We start from the raw sequence: 20,322 nt of genomic DNA, 5'->3' as shown, positions 1-20,322 counted from the left end.
ACCTTCGGCCGCATGTCCTCAATCGCCGGACGGGCTTGTATTTTCAGGGGGCCGCAGCCTCAGGCGCCTCCGAAGCCGCGGGCGGCTCGCCGAACCGGGCCAGTGCCAGCGCCCCGGCCACTGCCACCACGAAGCCCGTCACGGCCAGCCACGCCAGGCCCTCGCGGGTCTGGTCGCCCAGCCACACCACGCCCACCACCGCCGGGCCGATCGTCTCGCCGAGCACCAGGCCCGCCGTGGCCGTCGTCACCGAGCCGCGCTGCAGGGCGGAGGTGAGCAGTAGGAACGCCGCACCGCCGCCGAGCAGCAGCGCATACAGCGCCGGATTGGCCAGCACTTCGGGCAGCGCGACCGAGTCGATCAGCCGGACCGCGACCTCGACCACGCCGAAGCCGAAGCCCGCGCCGAGGCCGAGCACCAGGGCGCGCGGTTTGTCGGGAAGGCGGCCCGCGGCCGCGCCGACGAGCAGGACGGCGAGCGCGACGCCGAGCATGGCCCAGCGCAGGGCGGTGGATCCGGGTCGGTCGCCCTCCGCGCCCGAGGCGAGCCCCAGCATTGCGAGCCCCGCGCAGACCACGGCCACCGCGCCCCACTCCGTCCCGCTCAGGCGGACAGAGAGCAGGCGCGAGGCGACCACGGCGGTCACCGCGAGGCTGGCGGCGAGCGCCGCGCCGACCGCGTAGATGGGGATGGAGCGCAGGGCGACGATCTGGAGGGCGAAACCGAGGCCGTCCAGGGCGAGTCCGGCCACATAACGCCACTGACGCAGCGCGCGCAGCAGCAGCGCCGGGTCGACGCCGGAGCCGGTGCCCGGCTGCGTGGCGCGGGCGGCGACGGCCTGGAGGACGGAGGCCGTGCCGTAGCAGACCGCGGAGCCGAGAGCACAGATCATCCCAAAGAGCACAAAGCGACTGTAGATGAGGAGGGTTGGCGGACCGGCCTAACCACCGCGCGAGGCGGCCCTCTAGTCTGTCCGGCGATCTACTGGCTTGATTCGAACGGGGCGACCGGCTGATGGTGCGACGCAGGCTGAGGTCGAGCACGGTTGTGCTCGGCGGTATGGGGGTGCTCGCCGCGACGCTCACGGCATGCGGCTCGGAGCCGGACGAGCGGTGTGTCGACCCGGTGACCTACGAAGTGCTGCCGGACTACGAGTGCGACGGCGACGGCGACGGTTCCGGCTCCGGGTCCGGCAGCGGCGGTAGGTACTACTACGGCGGCAGGGTCAGCGGCGGCCGGGTCGATGGCGGCAGCTTCGACAGGACCGCCGTCGACAGCGGCGGCTTCGGCGGCTCCAGCTCCGGCGGCGGCTGAGTACGGGGCCCACACAGCATGAAGCGTCACGTCATCGAGCCCCGCCCGGGCTGGCAGCAGATCGTCGAAGAACAGGGCCTCATCTACCCGCTGACCCGCTACCCGGACGGCTCGCTGCGCCCGTACTGGGACGAGAGCGCGTACTACGAGTTCTCCCTGCCCGAGGTCGAGGCGCTGGAAGAGGTCGTCGAGGAACTGCACGCCATGTGCCTGGCCGCGGCCGCGCACATTGTCGAGCACAACCGCTTCGCCGACCTCGGCATCACCGACCGGCGGCTGGCCAGGCGGGTCGCCGAGTCCTGGCGGCGGAGGGACGAACTCCCTTCCCTCTACGGGCGGTTCGACCTCCGCTACGACGGCACCGGCCCGGCCAAAATGCTGGAGTACAACGCCGACACCCCAACCTCCCTGGTCGAGGCCGCCAGCCCGCAGTGGTTCTGGATGGAGGACCGCTTCCCCGGCGCGGACCAGTGGAACTCCCTCCACGAACGCCTCGTCGACGGCTGGAAGCGGCAGGCTCCGCTGCTGCCGCCGGGGCCGCTGCACTTCGTCCACTCCGACGGGGACGAGCTGGGCGAGGACCTGATGACCGTCGCGTATCTGCGCGAGACGGCCCAGCAGGCGGGTATCGCCACCGAGGCGCTCTCCGTCGAACGCATCGGCTGGGACCGGCTTTCCGGACGCTTCGTGGACGACCGGCTGCGGTTCATACGCAGCTGCTTCAAGCTCTATCCGTGGGAGTGGCTGGTCTCCGACCGCTTCGGGCCGCACGTCCTCGACACCCTGGACAACGGCGGCGGCACCGGCACCACCTGCTGGATCGAGCCCGCCTGGAAGATGCTGCTCTCCAACAAGGCGCTGCTGGCGATTCTCTGGGAGCTGAACCCGGGCCACCCGAATCTGCTGCCCGCTTATCTCGACGGCCCGCGCGAACTCGCCGCCGAGCGGGGCTATGTCGCCAAGCCCCTGCTCGGCCGCGAGGGCGCGGGCGTCACGATCCACGAGCCGGGCGCCGGTCCCGTACTGCGTGAAGAGCCGTGCTGCTACCAGGAGTTGGCCCCGCTGCCCGACTTCGAGGGCAACCGCGTGGTACTCGGCGCATGGGTCGTCGAGGGCGAGGCGGCGGGGCTCGGCATCAGGGAATCGGCGGGGCTGGTCACGGACGAGTACGCCCGCTTCCTGCCCCACGTCATCCTCTGATCCCAGGCGGGACCTACGCGCCCAGGACGGCCCTCAGCTGGTCCAGGCCCCAGTCCAGGTCCTCCTTGCTGATCACCAGCGGCGGGGCGATCCGGATCGTGGAACCGTGGGTGTCCTTGACCAGGACCCCGCGGTCCATCAGCTTCTCCGAGATTTCCCGGCCGGTGCCGTGGCTCGGCACAATGTCGACGCCTGCCCACAGCCCGCGGCCGCGTACCGCCTCCACCGCGCCGCCGCCGGTCAGCAGGCCCAGCTCGTGGTGGAGGTGCTCACCCAGCTCGGTGGCGCGCTGCTGGAACTCGCCGGTGCGCAGCATCGCGATCACCTCCAGGGCGACCGCGCAGGCGAGCGGATTGCCACCGAACGTCGAGCCGTGCTCACCGGGACGGTAGACGCCGAGCACCTCGTTGGAGGAGACGACCGCCGACACCGGAACGACGCCGCCGCCCAGCGCCTTGCCCAGCACATACATGTCCGGTACGACGCCCTCGTGCTCGCAGGCGAAGGTCTTGCCGGTCCGCCCGAGGCCCGACTGGATCTCGTCCGCGATGAAGAGGACGTTCCGCTCGCGGGTCAGCTGCCGTACGCCCGCGAGATACCCGGCCGGCGGCACCAGCACCCCGGCCTCGCCCTGGATCGGCTCCAGCAGCACGGCCACGGTGTTCTCGGTGAGCGCGGCGTCCATTGCCGTCAGGTCCCCGTACGGAACGATCTCGAAGCCCGGGGTGTACGGACCGAAGTCCGCCCGCGCCTCCTGGTCCGTGGAGAAGCTGATCACCGTCGTCGTACGGCCGTGGAAGTTGTTGGCCGCGACGACGATCTTCGCCATGTTGTCCGGGACGCCCTTGACCCGGTAACCCCATTTCCGGGCGGTCTTCACGGCGGTCTCCACCGCCTCCGCCCCGGTGTTCATCGGCAGCACCATCTCCATGCCGCACAACTCGGCGAGCTGTGTACAGAAGTCGGCGAACCGGTCGTGGTAGAAGGCGCGGGAGGTGAGCGTGACTCTCTCCAGCTGCGCCTTGGCGGCGTCGATCAGCCGGCGGTTTCCGTGGCCGAAATTGAGCGCCGAGTACCCGGCAAGCATGTCGAGGTAGCGACGCCCCTCGACATCGGTCATCCACGCGCCGTCGGCCGAGGCGACCACGACGGGGAGCGGGTGGTAGTTGTGCGCGCTGTGCGCCTCCGCGGAGGCAATGGCACTCTCCGATGCAGACACGGGATCTCCGTTCGAGTAGAGACAAGACATCCGGCTGGGGCGGGGTCGTGCCCCTGTTTCTATCGTCGCTCGTATGGTGGACGAAGAAACCTTGCTGTGGGGCTTGGCCGCTAGGCTGGACACTACGCACGGCGACTGGCGTACGGGGAAGTGACCCCGAGGGAACCGCGCGCGGAAGATCACACGAGGTGCCGCCCGCCTGGGCACCACGGGACCCGTCCTGTGTGGTGCCGCTCGCCCCCTGCCTTCGGCGGGAGGAGCCCCGAGCTGCACCCCGGGACACGTCCCGTGTGGTGCGGCCCGCGCCCCTCGCCTCCGGCGAGGGATTCCGAGCCGTACCCCGGGACAACGACCGAGCAACGGATCGCCCCGGAGGACACCATGACTCTTCCCCTGCAGCACCCCGCACTCTCCGCCACCGACCCCGAACTGGCGGCCCTCATCGGCGCCGAGGAACAGCTTCAGGCCGACACCCTCCGGCTGATTCCCAGTGAGAACTACGTCTCCAGGGCCGTCCTGGAAGCCTCCGGCACCGTGCTGCAGAACAAGTACAGCGAGGGCTACGCCGGCCGCCGCTACTACGAGGGCCAGCAGAACATCGACCAGGTCGAGCGGCTCGCCATCGCCCGCGCCAAGGCCCTCTTCGGCGTCGAGCACGCCAATGTCCAGCCCTACTCCGGCTCCCCGGCCAACCTCGCCGTCTATCTCGCCTTCGCCGAGCCCGGCGACACCGTGATGGGCATGGCCCTGCCGATGGGAGGTCACCTCACCCACGGCTGGGGCGTCTCCGCCACCGGCAAGTGGTTCCGCGGCGTGCAGTACGGCGTACGCCAGGACACCGGCCTCATCGACTTCGACGAGGTGCGCGAACTCGCCATCAAGGAGCGGCCGAAGATCATCTTCTGCGGCGGCACCGCCCTGCCCCGCACCATCGACTTCGCGGCCTTCGCGGAGATCGCCCGCGAGTCCGGCGCCGTCCTGGTCGCCGATGTCGCGCACATCGCCGGCCTGATCGCGGGCGGCGCGCACCCCTCGCCGGTGCCGCACGCGGACGTGATCTCCACGACCACCCACAAGACCCTGCGCGGGCCGCGCGGCGCGATGCTGATGTCCCGCGAGGAGCACGCCAAGGCCATCGACAAGGCGGTGTTCCCCGGCCTCCAGGGCGGCCCGCACAACCAGACCACGGCCGCCATCGCGGTCGCCCTGCACGAGGCGTCCCAGCCCTCCTTCCGCACCTACGCCCAGTCGGTCGTCGCCAACGCCAAGGCGCTCGCCGACGAGCTCCTCGCCCGCGGCTTCGACCTTGTCTCCGGCGGTACCGACAACCACCTGATCCTTATGGACCTCACCCCCAAGGACGTGCCCGGCAAGGTGGCGGCGAAGGCTCTCGACCGGGCCGGGATCGTCGTCAACTACAACACCGTCCCCTACGACCCGAGGAAGCCCTTCGACCCCTCGGGCGTCCGCATCGGCACCCCCTCCCTCACCTCCCGCGGTCTGGGTACGGAGCACATGGCCGCCGTCGCCGACTGGATCGACCGGGGCGTGAGGGCGGCCGGCGCGGGCGACGAGGACGCGCTGGCCACGATTCGCGCCGAGGTCGCGGCTCTGATGGCCGAGTACCCCGCGCCCGGGCTGACTGCCTAGTGCGGTGACCGCGACGGCTGGCCGGTGGCCGGTGGCCGGTGGTCGGTGATCGGTGACCGGTACCGCGATGGCTGACCGGGCCCGGCCGACAGCCGGTTCGCGTGAAACGGGCCCTTCCGACTAGCCGTCCAGCAGCTGCTGGCGTGGTCCCGGCTCCGGTGTGCCGCCCCGCCCGAACGGCGGGCGCGGCAGCCGTGAGGCCAGCGGCCGCAGCACCAGGGTCAGCGCCGCCCCGGCCGCCAGCCCCGGTATCGCCCACCACCAGCCGGTGGTGGTGCCGTCGGAGGCAGGCGCGGCGGCAGGTGCTGTCGCGGGCTCAGCCTCCTGCTGGCTCTGCCCCTGGTCCTGAGCCTGCCCGTCGTCCCAGGCGGGCGGGTACTCAGCCACCCCGGCCCCGCCGGACTTCTTGCCCATCAGGCCCAGTTTCTTGAAGAGCCCGCTCAGCCCCGCGGGCTGCCGCGCCTGGTGCCAGTAGCCCCTCTGCGACTCCATTTCCCGCGCCGTATGTATCCAGACGGCGCCCGCCCGGTCGCGCGGATACACCCGGTCCACGCGCCAGGGCTGAACGTCATGAACCATCCAGGTCACATTGATCTGCCGGGCGTCCACCGCCATGTCCAGCGACGGCGGCCGGTCCGTCTGTCCCTTGGTCGGACCGTCGCCCAGCAGGTTCAGCAGGGCTGTGTAGTCCGTGTCGGAGTAGTAGAGAGACGCGGTCTCGCTGCTCTCCGGAGAGGTGATCAGCACACTGGTCGGCCCTCCGGCCACCGCGCCCGGGGCGAGGACCCACGTCAGCGCGAGCACCGTCACCAGTGCGGCAAGTCGTACCAGCAGTCGCATACTTCCCCCAGCCGACGTCCGGTACGGCCCCTCCGCACCGCGTCACCTCTGGTACACCGCCCGCCCGCTTCAGGTTCCACCCCGCCCGCTGCCAATTTCAGCGCGTCGATTCCGCGATCTCCTTGGCGCGCAGCAACTGAGGCACTCCCTCCAGCCGCCAGGTCGTCCGCTCGTCCGCCTCCGTCCACAGCAGCGTCGGGCCCGCCGACCGCTCGGCCTGCGTCCACACCTCGCCACGGGCGTCAGTCATGCCGAACCGCAGCAGATGCGGCTCGGCGAACCACAGCCCCATCCCGCCGCTCAGCGTCACCCACTCCGGCATGATCCGCGCCTGCTTGGCGAAGCCGAGGTCCAGCTTCGCCGGGAACTGGTCCAGCCGGATCGTCCGCCCCCGCTCGCTCCAGCACAGGCTCAGCACCGACCGGCCCGCGGGTCCTTCGGTCACCGAGACCGCGTCCGGGTCGCCCAGCCCGCCCGGCAGCCGCGCCCGGAATCCCGCGCGCCGCTCCGCCTCGGCCAGCGGCACCGGCCCGTGGCACCACGGCGGCTGGGTCCCCTGCCGCGGCGGCATCGTGGGGTCGTACCGCACCTCGACCCCGCCGAATCCGAACCAGTCGGCGACCGTTGCCCGCACCGGAGGCGTGAGCACCAGCACGACCAGCACCCCGGACAGGACGACCGTCAGCGCGCGCCACCTCCGGCGCGTCCAGAGCCTGAACCGCTCGGCCCGCCCTGGCTCGGCAGGCGGGGGCACCGCCTCGGCGAGGAGCTGGGCCAGCACCCGCTCGGCCATCGTCTCGCCGTCGACGTCCGGAATCCTGATCCCGCGCCCCAGCCCGCGCAGCTCCTGGCGCAAGGCCTCGTGCGGCTCCTCGCCCAGGGCCTCGTGCGGCTCCTCACCCAAGGCCTCGTGCGGCTCCTCGTCACTCATGCTCCTCACCTCCCTTCCCAGGAATGAGCTGCCCCAGCTTCGCCAGCGCGCGGTTCAGCCGGGACTTCACCGTGCCGCGTGGCCAGCCCAGCGCCTCGGCCGTCTCCGCCTCGTCCATCTCCAGCAGATAGCGGTAGGTGACGACCTGCCGCTGCTCCTCGCTCAGCTCCTCCAGCGCCGCCAGCAGCACCGTCCGCCGCTCCTCCGCCAGGGCCGCCACTGCCGGGTCCGCCGACTCCGGTATCAGCGGCTCGGAGCCGATCAGCAGTGCCTCCCGTCCGGCGAGCGCCCGCAGCCGCACCGCCGAGCGCACTGTGTTCCTCGTCTCATTGACCACGATCCGAAGCAGCCACGGACGGAACGCGGCGCCGTCCCGGAACCGCCCCAGCGCCTGGTACGCCTTGAGGAAGGCGCTCTGCACCACGTCCTCCGCGTCCGCACCGGCACCGAAGGCCACGGCCGCCCGCAGCGCGACATGCGTGTGGGCGCGCACCAGCTCCGCGTACGCCTCCGGCTCTCCGGCGCGCACCCGCGCGATCACCGCAGCTTCGTCCTCGACGATGCGGCCCCCCTCCGGACCCGCGTCCAGGGTCGCCTCCCGCGCCCTCACACCTTTCATACACCGGCGGCCGGGGATCGGTTCCACACCTGAGAGAATGATGAACATGGCCTCAGACCGACCCCGCGCGCTCTCCGGTATCCAGCCCACCGCAGGCTCGTTCCACCTCGGGAACTACCTCGGCGCGATCCGCCAGTACGTGGCGCTGCAAGACACCCACGACGCGTTCTACATGGTCGTGGATCTGCACGCGATCACCGTGCCGCAGGATCCGGCCGAGCTGCGCGCCAACACCCGGCTCGCCGCCGCCCAGCTGCTCGCCGCCGGTCTCGACCCCGAGCGCTGCACTCTCTTCATCCAGAGCCACGTCCCCGAGCACGCCCAGCTCGGCTGGATCATGAACTGCCTCACCGGCTTCGGCGAGGCCTCCCGGATGACGCAGTTCAAGGACAAGTCCGCCAAGCAGGGCGCCGACCGCGCCACCGTCGGGCTCTTCACGTATCCGATCCTGCAGGTCGCGGACATCCTGCTCTACCAGGCCAACGCCGTCCCGGTCGGCGAGGACCAGCGCCAGCACATCGAGCTCACCCGTGATCTCGCCGAGCGCTTCAACACCCGCTTCGGCGACACCTTCACCGTCCCGGCGCCGCACATCGTCAAGGAGGTCGCGAAGATCTACGACCTCCAGGACCCGTCGATCAAGATGAGCAAGTCGGCGTCCACGCCGAAGGGCCTGATCAATCTGCTCGACGAGCCCAAGGCGACCGCCAAGAAGGTCAAGAGCGCGGTCACCGACACCGACACCGTGATCCGCTTCGACCCCGTCGAGAAGCCCGGTGTCTCCAACCTGCTCACCATCCACTCCACCCTCACCGGCAAGACCATCGCCGAGCTGGAGGCGGAGTACGAGGGCAAGATGTACGGCGCGCTGAAGACCGACCTGGCCGAAATCATGGTGGAATTCGTCACTCCCTTCCGCACCCGCACGCAGGAATATCTGGACGATCCCGAGACGCTGGACTCGATTCTGGCCAAGGGCGCGGAGAAGGCCCGGGCGGTCGCAGCCGAGACGCTGGCCGCCGCATACGACAAGGTGGGGTTCCTGCCGGCCAAGCACTGAGTCCGTAGTGAGTCCGTACTGAACCGGCACTGAATCATCACTGTGTCCAAGGACTCTGGCCACACATACGGTGCAGCAGCCACACTGGCGGCTGCACACCTAACTACCGACGACTGAGGAGAACGACGTGGGGACCGTAACGCTCGGCGTTTCGATCGCGGTCCCGGAGCCCTATGGCAGCCTGCTCCAGGAGCGGCGCGCGGGCTTCGGGGATCCCGCCGCGCACGGAATCCCCACACACGTCACCCTTCTCCCGCCCACCGAGGTCGACGCCGAGGCCCTGCCCGCGATCGAGGCGCATCTCGCCGCGGTCGCGGCGGCCGGCCGACCGTTCCCGATGCGGCTCTTCGGCACCGGGACATTCCGCCCGCTCTCGCCCGTCGTCTTCGTCCAGGTCGTCGAGGGCGCGGCGGCCTGCTCCTGGCTGCAGAAGCGGGTGCGGGACGCGTCCGGGCCGCTCGTGCGTGAGCTGCAGTTCCCGTACCACCCGCACGTGACCGTGGCGCACGGCATCGCCGAGGAGGCGATGGACCGGGCGTACGAAGAGCTGTCCGAGTACGAGGCGGCCTGGACCTGTGCCTCCTTCGCGCTGTACGAGCAGGGCGCGGACGGCGTGTGGCGCAAGCTCCATGAGTACGCCTTCGGCGGCGACGTCGCGGCCGTTCCCGCCCAGGGATCCCCGGTCGACGAGCCCGCCACGACCCTCTGACCCCCGGGTCCGTCAGAGCGGCAGTCTGCGGAACAGCGGGCGCGGCACATGCCGCAGCGCCGACATCACCACGCGCAGTGCCCCCGGCACCCACACCGTCTCGGAACTGCGCCGCAGCCCCAGTTCGACGGCCGCGGCGACCGCTTCGGGGGTGGTGGCGAGTGGTGCCTGAGCCAGCCCCGCCGTCATTTTCGTAACGACGAATCCGGGGCGTACGACCATCACGTGCACGCCAGTCCCGTACAGCGCGTCGCCAAGACCCTGGGCGAAGGCATCCAGGCCCGCCTTGCTGGAGCCGTAGATGAAGTTGGCGCGGCGGGCGCGCTCGCCGGCGACCGAGGAGAGCACCACCAGCGAGCCGTGCCCCTGGCTCTGCAGTGCGCCGGCGCACACCAGACCGGCCGAGACCGCGCCCGTGTAGTTGGTCTGTGCGACCCGGACCGCGGCCGGCGGATCGGCCTCGTCGTTCGCCTGGTCGCCGAGGACGCCGAAGGCAAGCAGCACCATGTCGATGTCGCCCTCCGTGAAGACCTTGCTCAGCACATCCTCGTGCGCGGCACAGTCCAGGGCGTCGAAGGCGACGGTGCGGACGTCGGCCCCGAGCCTGCGGAGCTCGGCGGCCGCGTCGTCGAGGCCGGGGGAGGGACGGCCGGCCAGCCAGACCGTGCGGGTGCGGCGGGCGATGAGCCGGCGGGCGGTGGCCAGGCCGATCTCCGACGTGCCGCCGAGGACGAGCAGGGACTGAGGGCTGCCGAAGGCGTCCTTCATCGGTTGGTTCTCCTGGAAGGTCAGTAGTGGCAAAGTCAGACGGTTGGAGAGTCGGACGGCTAGAGAGTCAGTCGGCGCGAGAGGTCGGAGGTGAAGACTCCGCCGGGGTCGAGACCGGCCCGCACGGAACGGAATTCGGGCAGCCGCGGATACATCTTTGCGAGCAGTTCCGGGCGCAGCCTGGAGTCCTTCGCCAGATAGACCCGGCCGCCCGCCTCTGCGACCTCCTCGTCCAGCTCGTCGAGGAAGGCGCCGAGCCCGCTCAGCCCGGCCGCGATGTCGAGGGCGAGCGTCCAGCCGGGCATCGGGAAGGACAGCCACCCGGGATCGCTCTCGCCGAAGCGCTTCAGCACCGCAAGGAACGACGGGCAGCCGCGCCGTGAGATGCGCCGCACGATTCGGCGCAGGGTCTCCTCCTGCCCGTACCCGACGACGAACTGGTACTGCACGAAGCCGCCGCGGCCGTAGATCCGGTTCCAGTGAGGGACGCCGTCCAGGGGGTGGAAGAAGGCCGAGATCTTCTGCAGCTCACCGGTCCGTGAGCGGGGTGCCCTGCGGTACCAGAGCTCGTTGAAGAGCCCGACCGTGGCGCGTCCGAGCAGCCCTTCCGGTACGAATCCGGGGGCGGGCGGCAGTTGTCCCGGGCGGAAGGACAAGGGGGCGCGACGGGCGGTCCGTGGGAGCGCGGCCAGCGGCGCGTGCTCCCCTCTCGTCAGGACCGAGCGCCCCATCGCGCGCCCGCGCGCGAGGAGGTCGATCCAGGCGACGGAGTACCGGTACCGGTGGTCGGTGGCGGTGAGTCTTGCCATCAAGTCGTCCAGATCCTCCGCCCGTTCGGTGTCGACGGACATCAGGGAGGTCTCGACCCGGTGGAGCTGGACGGTCGCCGAGAGGATCACGCCGGTAAGGCCCATGCCGCCCGCCGTCGCGTCGTACAGGTCGGTGCCGGGGAGGACCGTACGTACCGTACCGTCCGCAGTCAGCAGCTCCAGCGAGTGCACATGGCGGGCGAACGAACCCGACACATGGTGGTTCTTGCCGTGGATGTCCGCGCCGATCGCGCCGCCGACCGTGACATAGCGGGTCCCGGGCGTCACCGGCACGAACCAGCCGAGCGGCAGCAGCACTTCCATCAGCCGGTGCAGACTGACGCCCGCGTCGCACACGACGACGCCCGTTTCGGCGTCGATGGTGCGGATGCGGTCCAGCCCGGTCATGTCGAGTACGGCTCCGCCCGCGTTCTGCGCCGCGTCGCCGTACGCCCGCCCCAGCCCGCGCGCGATGCCGCCGCGCGCGCCCCACTCCCGTACCGCTGCCGCGGCCTCTTCGTGGGTACGGGGACGCAGCAGACGGGCGGTCGTCGGAGCCGTCCGGCCCCAGCCGGTGACGGACACGAACTCGGAACCGGCACTGGCACTGGCACTGGCACGTGCGTCGGTGATGCGGGTGTCGGCAGCCACGCCCATGACCGTATAGCCACCTATGCCCTCTTTTTGCGGTACCTCAGGTGACTCGCCGAAATGGGTGATTATACGAGTGTCATCAAAGAATGACGTGAAAGTCGGCCGGTCGCCGACGAGAGTCGCCCCTGGCTCATGAGAGGGGTGGCAGATGAGATACGTCGACTGTGCGGCCGCCGACCGGCGGTTGTTGGCGGCGATGCGTGACTGCGGCAGTCAGCCGCGGATCGCCGCAGCCGCCCGCGCGCTCTCCCTCAGCGGCGAGCACGGCGCGCTCTGGCTCGCCGGGGGGCTCGTCGGCGCGGCGATCGACCGTGAGCGGCGCGGAGCCTGGCTGCGCGCCATTGCACTCGTGGGCGCCGCGCATCTGGCGAGCATGGGCGTCAAGCGGGCAGTACGCCGCCCCCGCCCCCGACTCCCGCACCGCGAGCCGCTCGTCCGCGTCGCGAGCCGTCACTCCTTCCCCAGCTCACACGCCACCTCGGCGGCCGCGGCCGCCGTGGCCTTCGGCGCGCTGCGCCCGGCCGGCCGCCGGCTGGCACCGCCGCTGGCGGCCGCGATGTGCGTGTCCCGTCTCGTCGTCGGCGTCCACTACCCGACGGACATCGCGGCCGGTGCCGTACTCGGCGGTCTGACCGCGGGCATGGGCGCGGCCTGGATGACGCGCCCGCTGGCTCCGCCCGCAGCGGGAGGCGGGCGGAATGGCTGAGCGCGGCTCCGCGCTGATCGAGCGGCCGGAACGCCCCGGCCGGTCAGGACGGCCCGCACAGCCCCGGGCCGTGACCCTGCCCGTCGGGCTGCTCAGGACCGCCCGGCCACGCCAGTGGATCAAGAACGTCCTGGTCGTGGCCGCGCCCGCCGCCGCCGGAGACCTGGGCTCCCGGCACGCCGCCGTCCAACTGTCGATCGTCTTCGCCCTCTTCACGGCGGCCGCCTCGGCCGTCTACCTGATCAACGACGCCCTCGACGCGGATGCCGACCGGGCCCACCCCGTCAAGTGCCACCGGCCCGTCGCCGCCGGCGAGGTGCCCGTGACCGTCGCGCACACCCTGGGAGCGGTGCTCGGCGTCGCCGCGGTCGCCGGGGCGGCGGCCCTGTGCAATCCCATGACCGGCGCACTGCTCACCGCGTATCTGTCGATGCAACTCGCCTACTGCGTCTGGCTCAAACACGTCCTCGTCGTCGATCTCGTCGTCGTCACCGCCGGGTTCCTGATGCGCGCGATGATCGGCGGGGTCGCGCTCGGCATCCCGCTGTCGCGCTGGTTCCTGATCACCACCGGCTTCGGCGCGCTGTTCATGGTGGCGGCAAAGCGCTACTCCGAAGCCGTGCAGATGGAGGACCGCAAGGGCGAGACCCGGGCGCTGCTGGGCGAGTACACGACCGGGTATCTGCGCTTCGTCTGGCAGCTCGCGGCCGGCGTGGCCGTGCTTGCCTACTGTCTGTGGGCCCTGGAGAGCGGGGGCGTGGCCGCCCAGGCGCTGCTCCCCTGGCGGCAGCTGTCGGTGATCGCGTTCATCCTGGCGGTGCTGCGGTACGCGGTCTTCGCGGACCGGGGCACGGCCGGCGCACCCGAGGACGTGGTGCTGCGCGACCGGGCGCTCGCCGTCATCGGCCTGATGTGGGCGGCGATGTACGGACTGGCGGTCGCCGACCTGTGAGCGGACTGTGGCCGACGGGCCGCGTCCGGCCCGCGCGGCACGTGGCGTGGTCCGCGCGGCACGTCCCGTGGCCCGAGCGGCACGTCCCGTGGTCCGAGCTCGGCCGGGACCCGCTGACCGCCAAGGCCTGCCTGCGATTCTGGGGCACCCGAACGCTGGTATTCGGTGCGGAGGGTACGCGTACGACATGGAATGGCTGACCAAGCTCCCCGTCATCGGCCCGCTCATCGCCCGGCTGATGCGGACCCACGCCTGGCGTTCCTACGAGACGCTCGACCGGGTGCACTGGTCGCGGCTCGCCGCCGCGATCACCTTCATCAGCTTTCTCGCACTCTTCCCGCTGATCACCGTGGCCGCGGCGATCGGCGCCGCGCTGCTCGACAAGGAGCAGCTGAAGAAGCTCGAGGACAAGATTTCCGAGCAGGTGCCTGGCATCTCCGACCAGCTCGACATCAACTCCCTGGTCGCCAACGCGGGTACGGTCGGGCTCGTCGCGGGCGCGCTGCTGCTCATCACCGGCGTCGGCTGGGTCGGCTCGATAAGGGAGTGTCTGCGCGCCGTCTGGGAGCTGGACGACGAGGGCGAGGGCAACCCGGTCCTGCGCAAGCTCAAGGACGGGCTCGTACTGCTCGGGCTCGGCGTGACCGTGCTCGTCTCGCTCGCCGCGTCCGCCCTCGGCTCCACCGCCGTCGGCTGGAGCGCCGACCGGCTCGGCATCGACGAAGGCGGAGCCGAGGGCGTACTGCTTCAGATCGCGGCGATCGCGATCGCCGTACTGGCCGACTTCCTGCTGCTGCTCTACGTCCTGACGCTGTTGCCGGGCGTGCAACCGCAGCGCCGCCGCCTGGTGGTGGCGGCGTTGATCGGCGCGGTCGGCTTCGAACTGCTCAAGCTGCTGCTCGGCGGCTACATCAGGGGCGTAGCCGCGAGGAGCATGTACGGAGCCTTCGGCGTCCCGATCGCCCTGCTGCTGTGGATCAACTTCACCGCGAAGCTGATGCTGTTCTGCGCCGCCTGGACGGCGACGCCGAGCAAGAACGCTGAAGAAGCGGCGGCCGGCGCCGCTAGCGGCGGCGCAGCGGCCAGCGGCGGTTGACCAGGAACACGCCGGCAGTCAGCAGCGTCAGCACCCCGCCGATCACGGCGAGCGCGATGCCGATGCCGCCGGAGCCCCGCTTCGCGTCTGCGGCGGTCTTCGCCGGAGCGCCGTTGTTGGCCGGCTCCGCGCCCTGGGACGCGGTGGCGGACTTCGGCGGGACCAGCTCGCCGACCGGCTTGACCTTCCCGGCCGCCGCGAAGCCCCAGTCGAGCAGCCTTCCCGCTTCCTTGTAGACCGCCTGGCTCTCGCCGGGGTCCGGGTTCATGACGGTGACGAGCAGCACTTTGCCGTTCCGCTCGGCGACTCCGGTGAAGGTCGCGCCCGCGTGCGTGGTGTTGCCGTTCTTGACGCCCGCGATGCCCTTGTACGGGGTGATGCCGTAGGCGCCGGTGAGCAGCCGGTTGGTGTTCTGGATCTCGAACGTCCCACGCTGCTTGCCCTCGACCTTTTCGCCGGGGAACTTGGCGCTCGCCGTCGAGCAGTACTCGCGGAAGTCCTTCTTCTGCATGCCGCTGCGGGCGATGAGGGTCAGGTCGTACGCGGAGGAGACCTGGCCGTTCGCGTCGTAACCGTCGGGCGAGACGACATGCGTGTCGAGCGCCTGCAGTTCGTCGGCGTGCTCCTGCATGTCCTGGACGGTCTTGGAAACGCCGCCGTTCATCGCGGCCAGCACATGTACGGCGTCGTTGCCGGAGCGCAGGAACACGCCGAGCCACAGATCGTGCACGGAGTAGGTCTGGTTCTCCTTGACCCCGACCAGGCTGCTGCCGTCGCCGACGTCCGCGAGCTCGTCGTTGGTCACCTTGTGGATCTCGGTCTTGGGCAGCCGGGGGAGCACGGTGTCCGCGAACAACATCTTGAGCGTCGACGCCGGGGGCAGCCGCCAGTGGGCGTTGTGCGCGGCCAGCACCTCGCCGCTCTCCGCGTCCGCGACGATCCAGGACCGGCCGGTCACCTCCTCGGGCAGGACGGGCGCGCCGGGGCCGAGGCTGACCTGGGTACCTGCCTTGCCGAGTTGGGCGCCGCCGACGGTGGACATGGAGGCCGGGGGGTTCGGGCGTTTCTCGTCTGCCAGGTCGTCGTAGGTGTCCGCCGATGCGGGAGCGACGGCGAGGGCAGGCAGCAACGCGGCGGCGGTGACCGTCAATGCGGTCCTCTTCAAAGCAGACACGGACGAGAACGTACATGCCTTTGCAGAAAATATGGTTATCAGCCCGGTGACCCGCCGGGGGTAACGCCGGGACAGCCCACCCCGGAAGCCCCGGTCGGAGGACGGCCGCGATACTGAGTCCATGAAGCTCAGCCGCCCCGTCTCCTGGTTCCTGCTCGCCTTCGGGGTGTGGAGCTGGTTCATCTGGATCACTTTCGTCAAGAACCTGTGGAAGGACGGGAGCGGGCTCGCCTTCGACGACGCGGGTGACCCGACGGCCTACTTCTGGGTCCATCTGCTGCTCGCCATCACGTCCTTTCTTCTGGGGACGGTCGTCGGAGTGATCGGGTTGCGTGGGGTGCGGGCATTGCGCCGCGAGGGGCGCGACGGGCGCGACGCGCGCGCCGAGGCTGACAGGGATATCAGGGATATCAGGGATAACAGGGATTAGGTGAGCGGTCCGTGCCGGTGGTTGTCCTGCTCGTGGTGATTGTGGTTGTCGCCCTGCTCGGGGGCGTGCACTGGTACGTATGGCGGCGGCTGGTCCGCGACACGACGGCGCGCGGCGGGGTGGCCCGTCGGGTGGGCACGGCGGCGGCGTGGGTACTGCCGCTGCTGACGGTGGGGGCGCTGGTGTCGGGGCGGGCGGGGGCGCCGTTCTGGCTGGAGCGGGTGCTGGCGTGGCCGGGGTATCTGTGGCTGGCGCTGCTGCTGTATCTGACGCTGGGACTGGTGGTGGGGGAGGGGGTGCGGCCTCTGCTGCCGCGGGTGCTGGAGCGGCGGGCGTCCGGGGTGACGGGAGGGAATTCCCCCAACCCGCCCCTTCCCGAAACTGGGGGGCAAGCCCCCCAGGCCCCCGAGCCCGCCGCAGGCTTCGCCGCGGCACCGGACGTGCCCGCACCGGACGCGCACGTGGGTGCGTTGCGCACCGCGGCGCACGGGGACCCCGGTACGGTCGCCGCCGCGGCGTCGGCCGCGCACCTGGCTGACGCGGCCCCGGCCGGGCTCGCCGACCCGGCCGCCGCGGGCTTCGCCGCGGCGCCGGGCACATCGGTGCTGGACACGCACCCGGCCGACACGGCCGCCGCCGCGCGGGACATGCACTTGGCCGACCCGGGCCCGGTTCGGGCCGAGCCCGTCGACCCGGCCGCCCAGGCCCCGGCCGACCCGGCCGCCCCCGACGCGCACGCGGATCCGGTCGGGCCTGCCGCCCCCGGCGCGCACGCGGATCCGGTCGGGCCTGCCGCCCCCGGCGCGCACGCGGATCCGGTCGGGCCTGCCGCCGCGGCCGCCTCGGACGCCGCGCCCGACCCAGGCGCCGACATCGCGGGCCCCAGCGCAGCCCTCTCCCGGCGGCTGTTCGTGGCTCGCGTCGTCGGCGGAAGCGCCGCCGCCGTTGCTCTCGGGACCGTTGGGTACGGGACCTACGGCGTCCTCCGTGGGCCCCGGGTGAAGCGTGTCACCGTGCCGCTCGGCAAACTTCCGCGCGCAGCCCACGGGTTCCGGATCGCCGTCGTCAGCGACATTCATCTCGGGCCGATTCTCGGCCGCGCGCACACCCAGCGCATCGTCGACACCATCAACGCCACCTCGCCCGACCTCGTCGCCGTCGTCGGCGATCTCGTGGACGGCAGCGTCGCCGACCTCGGGGCCGCCGCCGAGCCGCTCGCGCAGTTGCGGACGCGGCACGGCGCCTTCTTCGTGACCGGCAATCACGAGTACTTCTCCGGCGCCGAGGAGTGGGTCGACCACGTCCGCGAGCTCGGGCTCCGCCCGCTCCGGAACGAGCGCGTCGAGATCGCCGGTTTCGACCTCGCCGGCGTCAACGACGTCGCGGGCGAGAGCGAGGGCGACGGCCCTGACTTCGGCAAGGCGCTCGGCGACCGGGACCGGGCCCGCGCCTCAGTCCTGCTCGCGCACCAGCCCGTCGTCATCCATGACGCGGTCACGCAGGGGGTGGATCTCCAGCTCTCCGGGCACACCCACGGCGGTCAGCTGTGGCCCGGCAACTACCTCGCCGCCCTCGCCAACCCCACCGTCGCCGGTCTCGAACGGTACGGCGACACCCAGCTCTACGTGACTCGGGGAGCGGGCGCGTGGGGCCCGCCCGTGCGCGTGGGGGCCACCTCCGACATCACGGTCGTACAGCTCGCTTCCCGCCAGGCATAGCCGAGGTCGAAGGTGAGGAGCGACTGGTAGACGTTGCTGTACAGCGGGAGGTCGCGAAGGCTGTGCCGCTGGTGCCGCTGGTGCCGCTGTGGCAGAAGAAGGACTACGTCCTGAGCAGCGAGGACGTCAACGGCTCGCAGTATTTGACGGACGGCACCGGCATCTGGCGGCTCTGGGAGCTCGGCTGGATCTGAACGCCTCGGCTGGATCCGAACCGTGGTGTCCGGGCCTAGGTCACAGCCGCCGGGAGCGCCGCCGGGAGCGCCACCGTCACCGCCAGTCCCTTGCCCGGCGCCGTCCGGACCGTCACCGCGCCGCCGTGCGAGGCCACCACCGCCTGCACGATCGCCATGCCCAGCCCGCTGCCCGCAGGCTGACTCCCGCCGCCTGCCGCCCTGAAGAAGCGGTCGAAGATGCGGTCCGCGTCCTCGCGGGCCATGCCCGGCCCCTCGTCCGCGACCCGCAGCCGCACCGCTCCGGGGCCGTGCCCCGCGCCGTCCTCGCGCGCCAGCTCCACACGTACCGGCGCGTCGGCCGGGGTGTGGGCACGTACATTGGCCAGCAGATTGCCGACGACCTGCCGCAGCCCGGACTCGTCGCCGTGCACGACCATCGCACCGTCGGCCCGTACGTCGAGCGGGCGCTGCGGCTGCTGGGCCCGCAGATCGTCCGCCGCGTCCCGCACCAGAGCGCTCAAGTCGACCGGACACAGCCGCAGTTGTGCCTGCTGGTCCAGCCGGGCCAGGGTCAGCAGCTCCTCGACGAGCCGTCCCATCCGGTCGGCCTCGGCGGTCATCCGGGCCAGCGCCCTGGTCCGCTCGGCGGGCTCGCGCAGCATCCCCTTGTCGTACAGCTGCAGATAGCCGCGGATCGCGGACAGCGGCGTACGCAGCTCGTGCGAGGCGTCCGCGACGAACTGCCGCAGCTGGGCCGCGCTGTGCTCGCGCGTCTCGAACGCCGACTCGACCTGGTGGAGCATCGAGTTGAGGGCGATCCGCAGCTGCTCGATCTCGGTGACCGGATCGCGGCTGCCCGGCACCCGTCGCGTGAGGTCGCCCTCGGCGATCGCGGAGGCCGTCTCCACCATGTCCTCCAGCGGCCGCAGCCGATGGCGGGTGCCGAGCATGGTGCCCACTGCGAGGAACGTCAACAGGACGGTGCCCAGCGCGAGATCGAGCTTGAGTGCCTTCTTGATGGCCCCGTGCACGGACTCGGTGGAGGTCGCCATGAGCACGAACGTGCCGTCGGCGAGGCGCGCCCCGACGCCGCGGTACGCGTCGCCGTCGAGCGTCAGGTCGTGTGCCTCGGCGGACCCGGCGAACACGGCCGGGTCGCCGACGGCCGATGTGAGCTCGTGCTGCCTCTCCGTGGGCGCGATTCCAGCGAAGGCGATGGGCTGCCCCTTCGCGTCGAGGGCGACGAAGACCGTGTCCGCCCGGGGCAGGGTCCTCGCCGCCGCCCTCTCGGGGTCGTACTTGTCGCGCAGCGCCCCGATCGCGCTCAGCGAGTCGATCTGCTTCTGGGTGAGGCCGGCGCCCTGCAGCGCGTTGCGGGACCCGAGCAGCTCGGAGTCGACGTTGTCCAGCAGATAGTGCCGCATGCCCATCAGGCTGACCGCGGTGGCCGCGACGATGCCGAGGGCCAGCAGAGCCACGTTCACCAGGGTGAGGCGGCCGCGCAGGGAGTGGATGCCGCGGTGGTTGCACCTCATGCGAGTCCGTATCCGACGCCCCTGCGGGTGGTGATCAGCGGCGGTCCCAAGGGGTCCAGCTTGCGCCGCAGATAGCTGATGTATGTCTCCACGACGGTCGACTCGGCCTGGTGCTCGTACTGCCAGACATGGCGCAGCAGTTGCTCCTTGGGGACGATGCGCCCGCCGTTGCGTACGAGAAAACGCAGCAGCGCGTACTCGGTGGGCGTGAGCTGCACCGAGCAGCCCGCGCGCCGCGCCGCGTACGTCGCGTCGTCCAGCTCCAGATCCCCGTACCGCAGCGGCGGGCGCACCGGCAGCACATCCGTGGGCCTGGTGCGGCGCAGTACGGCCCTGATGCGGGCCACCACCTCGTCGACGTTGAACGGCTTGGTGATGTAGTCGTCGCCGAAGCCGAGCGCCCCCACGATCTCGGCGGGCGCGTCGCGCGCGGTGACGAAGACGACGGCCATATCGGGGTGCAGGGCGCGCAGTTCACGCCCCAGCGCCCGCCCGTCGCCGTCCGGAAGCATCACATCGAGGAGCGCCACATCGGGGCGCGTCTGCCCGGCCAGCCGCTGTGCCTGCCGTACGCTTCCGGCCGTAATCACCTCAAAGCGGTGATAGCGCAGTGCGATGGCGAGGACGTCGGCGATGCTCGGCTCGTCCTCGACGACCAGCACGGTCGCTCCCTCATGGTCCATGCCCTCAGTATCGGCGTGTTCCCGGTGCGCGGGGCGGGTCACTGTCTTGGAGTTCCTTGAGAGTCATGGCCGCGTCACG

At 71.2% G+C, this 20,322-nt stretch carries 21 protein-coding genes and 1 riboswitch; of the genes, 11 read left to right on the top strand and 10 right to left on the bottom strand.

Annotation, left to right across the window (positions count from 1 at the left end; translation table 11 throughout):
• Window positions 1-43 precede the first annotated feature (43 nt).
• The gene (locus QFZ67_RS14850; RefSeq protein WP_307665851.1) at window positions 44-892 is read right to left on the bottom strand and encodes a hypothetical protein; all 849 of its coding nucleotides are present in this window, start codon (window positions 890-892) and stop codon (window positions 44-46) included.
• Between the two features lie 122 nt (window positions 893-1,014).
• Between QFZ67_RS14850 and QFZ67_RS14845 the strand changes: the two genes are divergently transcribed.
• The gene (locus tag QFZ67_RS14845) at window positions 1,015-1,314 is read left to right on the top strand and encodes a hypothetical protein (RefSeq protein ID WP_307661578.1); all 300 of its coding nucleotides are present in this window, start codon (window positions 1,015-1,017) and stop codon (window positions 1,312-1,314) included.
• Window positions 1,315-1,332: 18 nt separating this feature from the next.
• Window positions 1,333-2,514 (top strand): glutathionylspermidine synthase family protein, encoded by a 1,182-nt coding sequence (locus QFZ67_RS14840; RefSeq protein WP_307661577.1) that lies wholly within the window; start codon window positions 1,333-1,335, stop codon window positions 2,512-2,514.
• Window positions 2,515-2,527: 13 nt separating this feature from the next.
• Here the strand turns inward: QFZ67_RS14840 and rocD are convergent, their stop codons facing one another.
• Entirely contained in the window at window positions 2,528-3,733 is a 1,206-nt protein-coding gene (gene rocD, locus QFZ67_RS14835) for an ornithine--oxo-acid transaminase (protein WP_307661576.1), read from the bottom strand.
• 121 nt (window positions 3,734-3,854) lie between these two features.
• A riboswitch (ZMP/ZTP riboswitch) is annotated at window positions 3,855-3,945 on the top strand.
• A 169-nt stretch (window positions 3,946-4,114) separates the two neighbouring features.
• On the opposite strand from rocD, the gene glyA reads away from it, so the two are divergent.
• Window positions 4,115-5,383: a serine hydroxymethyltransferase gene (gene glyA, locus QFZ67_RS14830; RefSeq protein WP_307661575.1), complete on the top strand. Its 1,269-nt coding sequence runs from the start codon at window positions 4,115-4,117 to the stop codon at window positions 5,381-5,383.
• A 120-nt stretch (window positions 5,384-5,503) separates the two neighbouring features.
• Here glyA and QFZ67_RS14825 read toward each other — a convergent pair whose 3' ends face one another.
• The 3 genes from QFZ67_RS14825 to QFZ67_RS14815 all read right to left on the bottom strand — a co-directional run bounded on the left by QFZ67_RS14825 (window position 5,504) and on the right by QFZ67_RS14815 (window position 7,773).
• Window positions 5,504-6,223 (bottom strand): hypothetical protein, encoded by a 720-nt coding sequence (locus tag QFZ67_RS14825; protein ID WP_307661574.1) that lies wholly within the window; start codon window positions 6,221-6,223, stop codon window positions 5,504-5,506.
• 97 nt (window positions 6,224-6,320) lie between these two features.
• The gene (locus QFZ67_RS14820) at window positions 6,321-7,154 is read right to left on the bottom strand and encodes a hypothetical protein (protein WP_307661573.1); all 834 of its coding nucleotides are present in this window, start codon (window positions 7,152-7,154) and stop codon (window positions 6,321-6,323) included.
• Window positions 7,147-7,773, bottom strand: a complete 627-nt coding sequence (locus QFZ67_RS14815; protein WP_307661572.1) for an RNA polymerase sigma factor — start codon at window positions 7,771-7,773, stop codon at window positions 7,147-7,149. Before QFZ67_RS14815 ends, QFZ67_RS14820 begins: the two co-directional genes overlap by 8 nt.
• 46 nt (window positions 7,774-7,819) lie before the next feature.
• Between QFZ67_RS14815 and trpS the strand changes: the two genes are divergently transcribed.
• Both trpS and QFZ67_RS14805 read left to right on the top strand, forming a co-directional pair.
• Window positions 7,820-8,833 (top strand): tryptophan--tRNA ligase, encoded by a 1,014-nt coding sequence (gene trpS / locus QFZ67_RS14810; protein ID WP_307661571.1) that lies wholly within the window; start codon window positions 7,820-7,822, stop codon window positions 8,831-8,833.
• 127 nt (window positions 8,834-8,960) lie between these two features.
• The gene (locus QFZ67_RS14805) at window positions 8,961-9,542 is read left to right on the top strand and encodes a 2'-5' RNA ligase family protein (RefSeq protein ID WP_307661570.1); all 582 of its coding nucleotides are present in this window, start codon (window positions 8,961-8,963) and stop codon (window positions 9,540-9,542) included.
• 12 nt (window positions 9,543-9,554) lie between these two features.
• On the opposite strand, the gene QFZ67_RS14800 is transcribed toward QFZ67_RS14805, so the two are convergent.
• Together QFZ67_RS14800 and QFZ67_RS14795 are read right to left on the bottom strand one after the other, a co-directional pair.
• On the bottom strand, window positions 9,555-10,310 hold the full coding sequence (locus QFZ67_RS14800) for a decaprenylphospho-beta-D-erythro-pentofuranosid-2-ulose 2-reductase (protein WP_307661569.1): 756 nt from the start codon (window positions 10,308-10,310) through the stop codon (window positions 9,555-9,557).
• 59 nt (window positions 10,311-10,369) lie between these two features.
• Window positions 10,370-11,704: an FAD-binding protein gene (locus QFZ67_RS14795; RefSeq protein ID WP_373430226.1), complete on the bottom strand. Its 1,335-nt coding sequence runs from the start codon at window positions 11,702-11,704 to the stop codon at window positions 10,370-10,372.
• A 217-nt stretch (window positions 11,705-11,921) separates the two neighbouring features.
• Between QFZ67_RS14795 and QFZ67_RS14790 the strand changes: the two genes are divergently transcribed.
• From QFZ67_RS14790 to QFZ67_RS14780, 3 genes are all read left to right on the top strand, one after another.
• Complete coding sequence (locus tag QFZ67_RS14790) at window positions 11,922-12,479, top strand: phosphatase PAP2 family protein (protein WP_307661567.1); 558 nt, start codon at window positions 11,922-11,924, stop codon at window positions 12,477-12,479.
• Window positions 12,472-13,431 (top strand): decaprenyl-phosphate phosphoribosyltransferase, encoded by a 960-nt coding sequence (locus tag QFZ67_RS14785; RefSeq protein ID WP_307661566.1) that lies wholly within the window; start codon window positions 12,472-12,474, stop codon window positions 13,429-13,431. Before QFZ67_RS14790 ends, QFZ67_RS14785 begins: the two co-directional genes overlap by 8 nt.
• Before the next feature lie 187 nt (window positions 13,432-13,618).
• Window positions 13,619-14,527 (top strand): YihY/virulence factor BrkB family protein, encoded by a 909-nt coding sequence (locus QFZ67_RS14780; RefSeq protein ID WP_307661565.1) that lies wholly within the window; start codon window positions 13,619-13,621, stop codon window positions 14,525-14,527.
• Here QFZ67_RS14780 and QFZ67_RS14775 read toward each other — a convergent pair.
• Window positions 14,496-15,701, bottom strand: a complete 1,206-nt coding sequence (locus QFZ67_RS14775) for a D-alanyl-D-alanine carboxypeptidase family protein (RefSeq protein ID WP_373430044.1) — start codon at window positions 15,699-15,701, stop codon at window positions 14,496-14,498. The genes QFZ67_RS14780 and QFZ67_RS14775 overlap by 32 nt on opposite strands.
• A gap of 121 nt (window positions 15,702-15,822) precedes the next feature.
• Between QFZ67_RS14775 and QFZ67_RS14770 the strand changes: the two genes are divergently transcribed.
• The 3 genes from QFZ67_RS14770 (at window position 15,823) to QFZ67_RS14760 (ending at window position 18,043) form a co-directional block, all read left to right on the top strand.
• On the top strand, window positions 15,823-16,131 hold the full coding sequence (locus tag QFZ67_RS14770) for an SCO4848 family membrane protein (protein ID WP_307661563.1): 309 nt from the start codon (window positions 15,823-15,825) through the stop codon (window positions 16,129-16,131).
• Window positions 16,132-16,148: 17 nt separating this feature from the next.
• Window positions 16,149-17,849: a metallophosphoesterase gene (locus QFZ67_RS14765; protein ID WP_373430225.1), complete on the top strand. Its 1,701-nt coding sequence runs from the start codon at window positions 16,149-16,151 to the stop codon at window positions 17,847-17,849.
• Between the two features lie 62 nt (window positions 17,850-17,911).
• The gene (locus tag QFZ67_RS14760) at window positions 17,912-18,043 is read left to right on the top strand and encodes a hypothetical protein (protein ID WP_307666127.1); all 132 of its coding nucleotides are present in this window, start codon (window positions 17,912-17,914) and stop codon (window positions 18,041-18,043) included.
• Between the two features lie 35 nt (window positions 18,044-18,078).
• Here QFZ67_RS14760 and QFZ67_RS14755 read toward each other — a convergent pair whose 3' ends face one another.
• Together QFZ67_RS14755 and QFZ67_RS14750 are read right to left on the bottom strand one after the other, a co-directional pair.
• A complete protein-coding gene (locus QFZ67_RS14755; protein WP_307661561.1) occupies window positions 18,079-19,560 on the bottom strand; it encodes a cell wall metabolism sensor histidine kinase WalK in 1,482 nt (493 codons plus the stop codon).
• Window positions 19,557-20,243 carry a response regulator transcription factor gene (locus QFZ67_RS14750; protein WP_307661560.1) on the bottom strand — a complete coding sequence of 229 codons (687 nt, stop codon included), beginning with the start codon at window positions 20,241-20,243 and terminating at the stop codon, window positions 19,557-19,559. Before QFZ67_RS14750 ends, QFZ67_RS14755 begins: the two co-directional genes overlap by 4 nt.
• Window positions 20,244-20,322 lie beyond the last annotated feature (79 nt).

Source organism: Streptomyces sp. V1I1 (assembly GCF_030817355.1).
Classification (GTDB): Bacteria; Actinomycetota; Actinomycetes; order Streptomycetales; family Streptomycetaceae; genus Streptomyces.
Note: the sequence above shows the minus strand (reverse complement) of the source record. Positions and strands in the feature narration are given on the sequence as shown.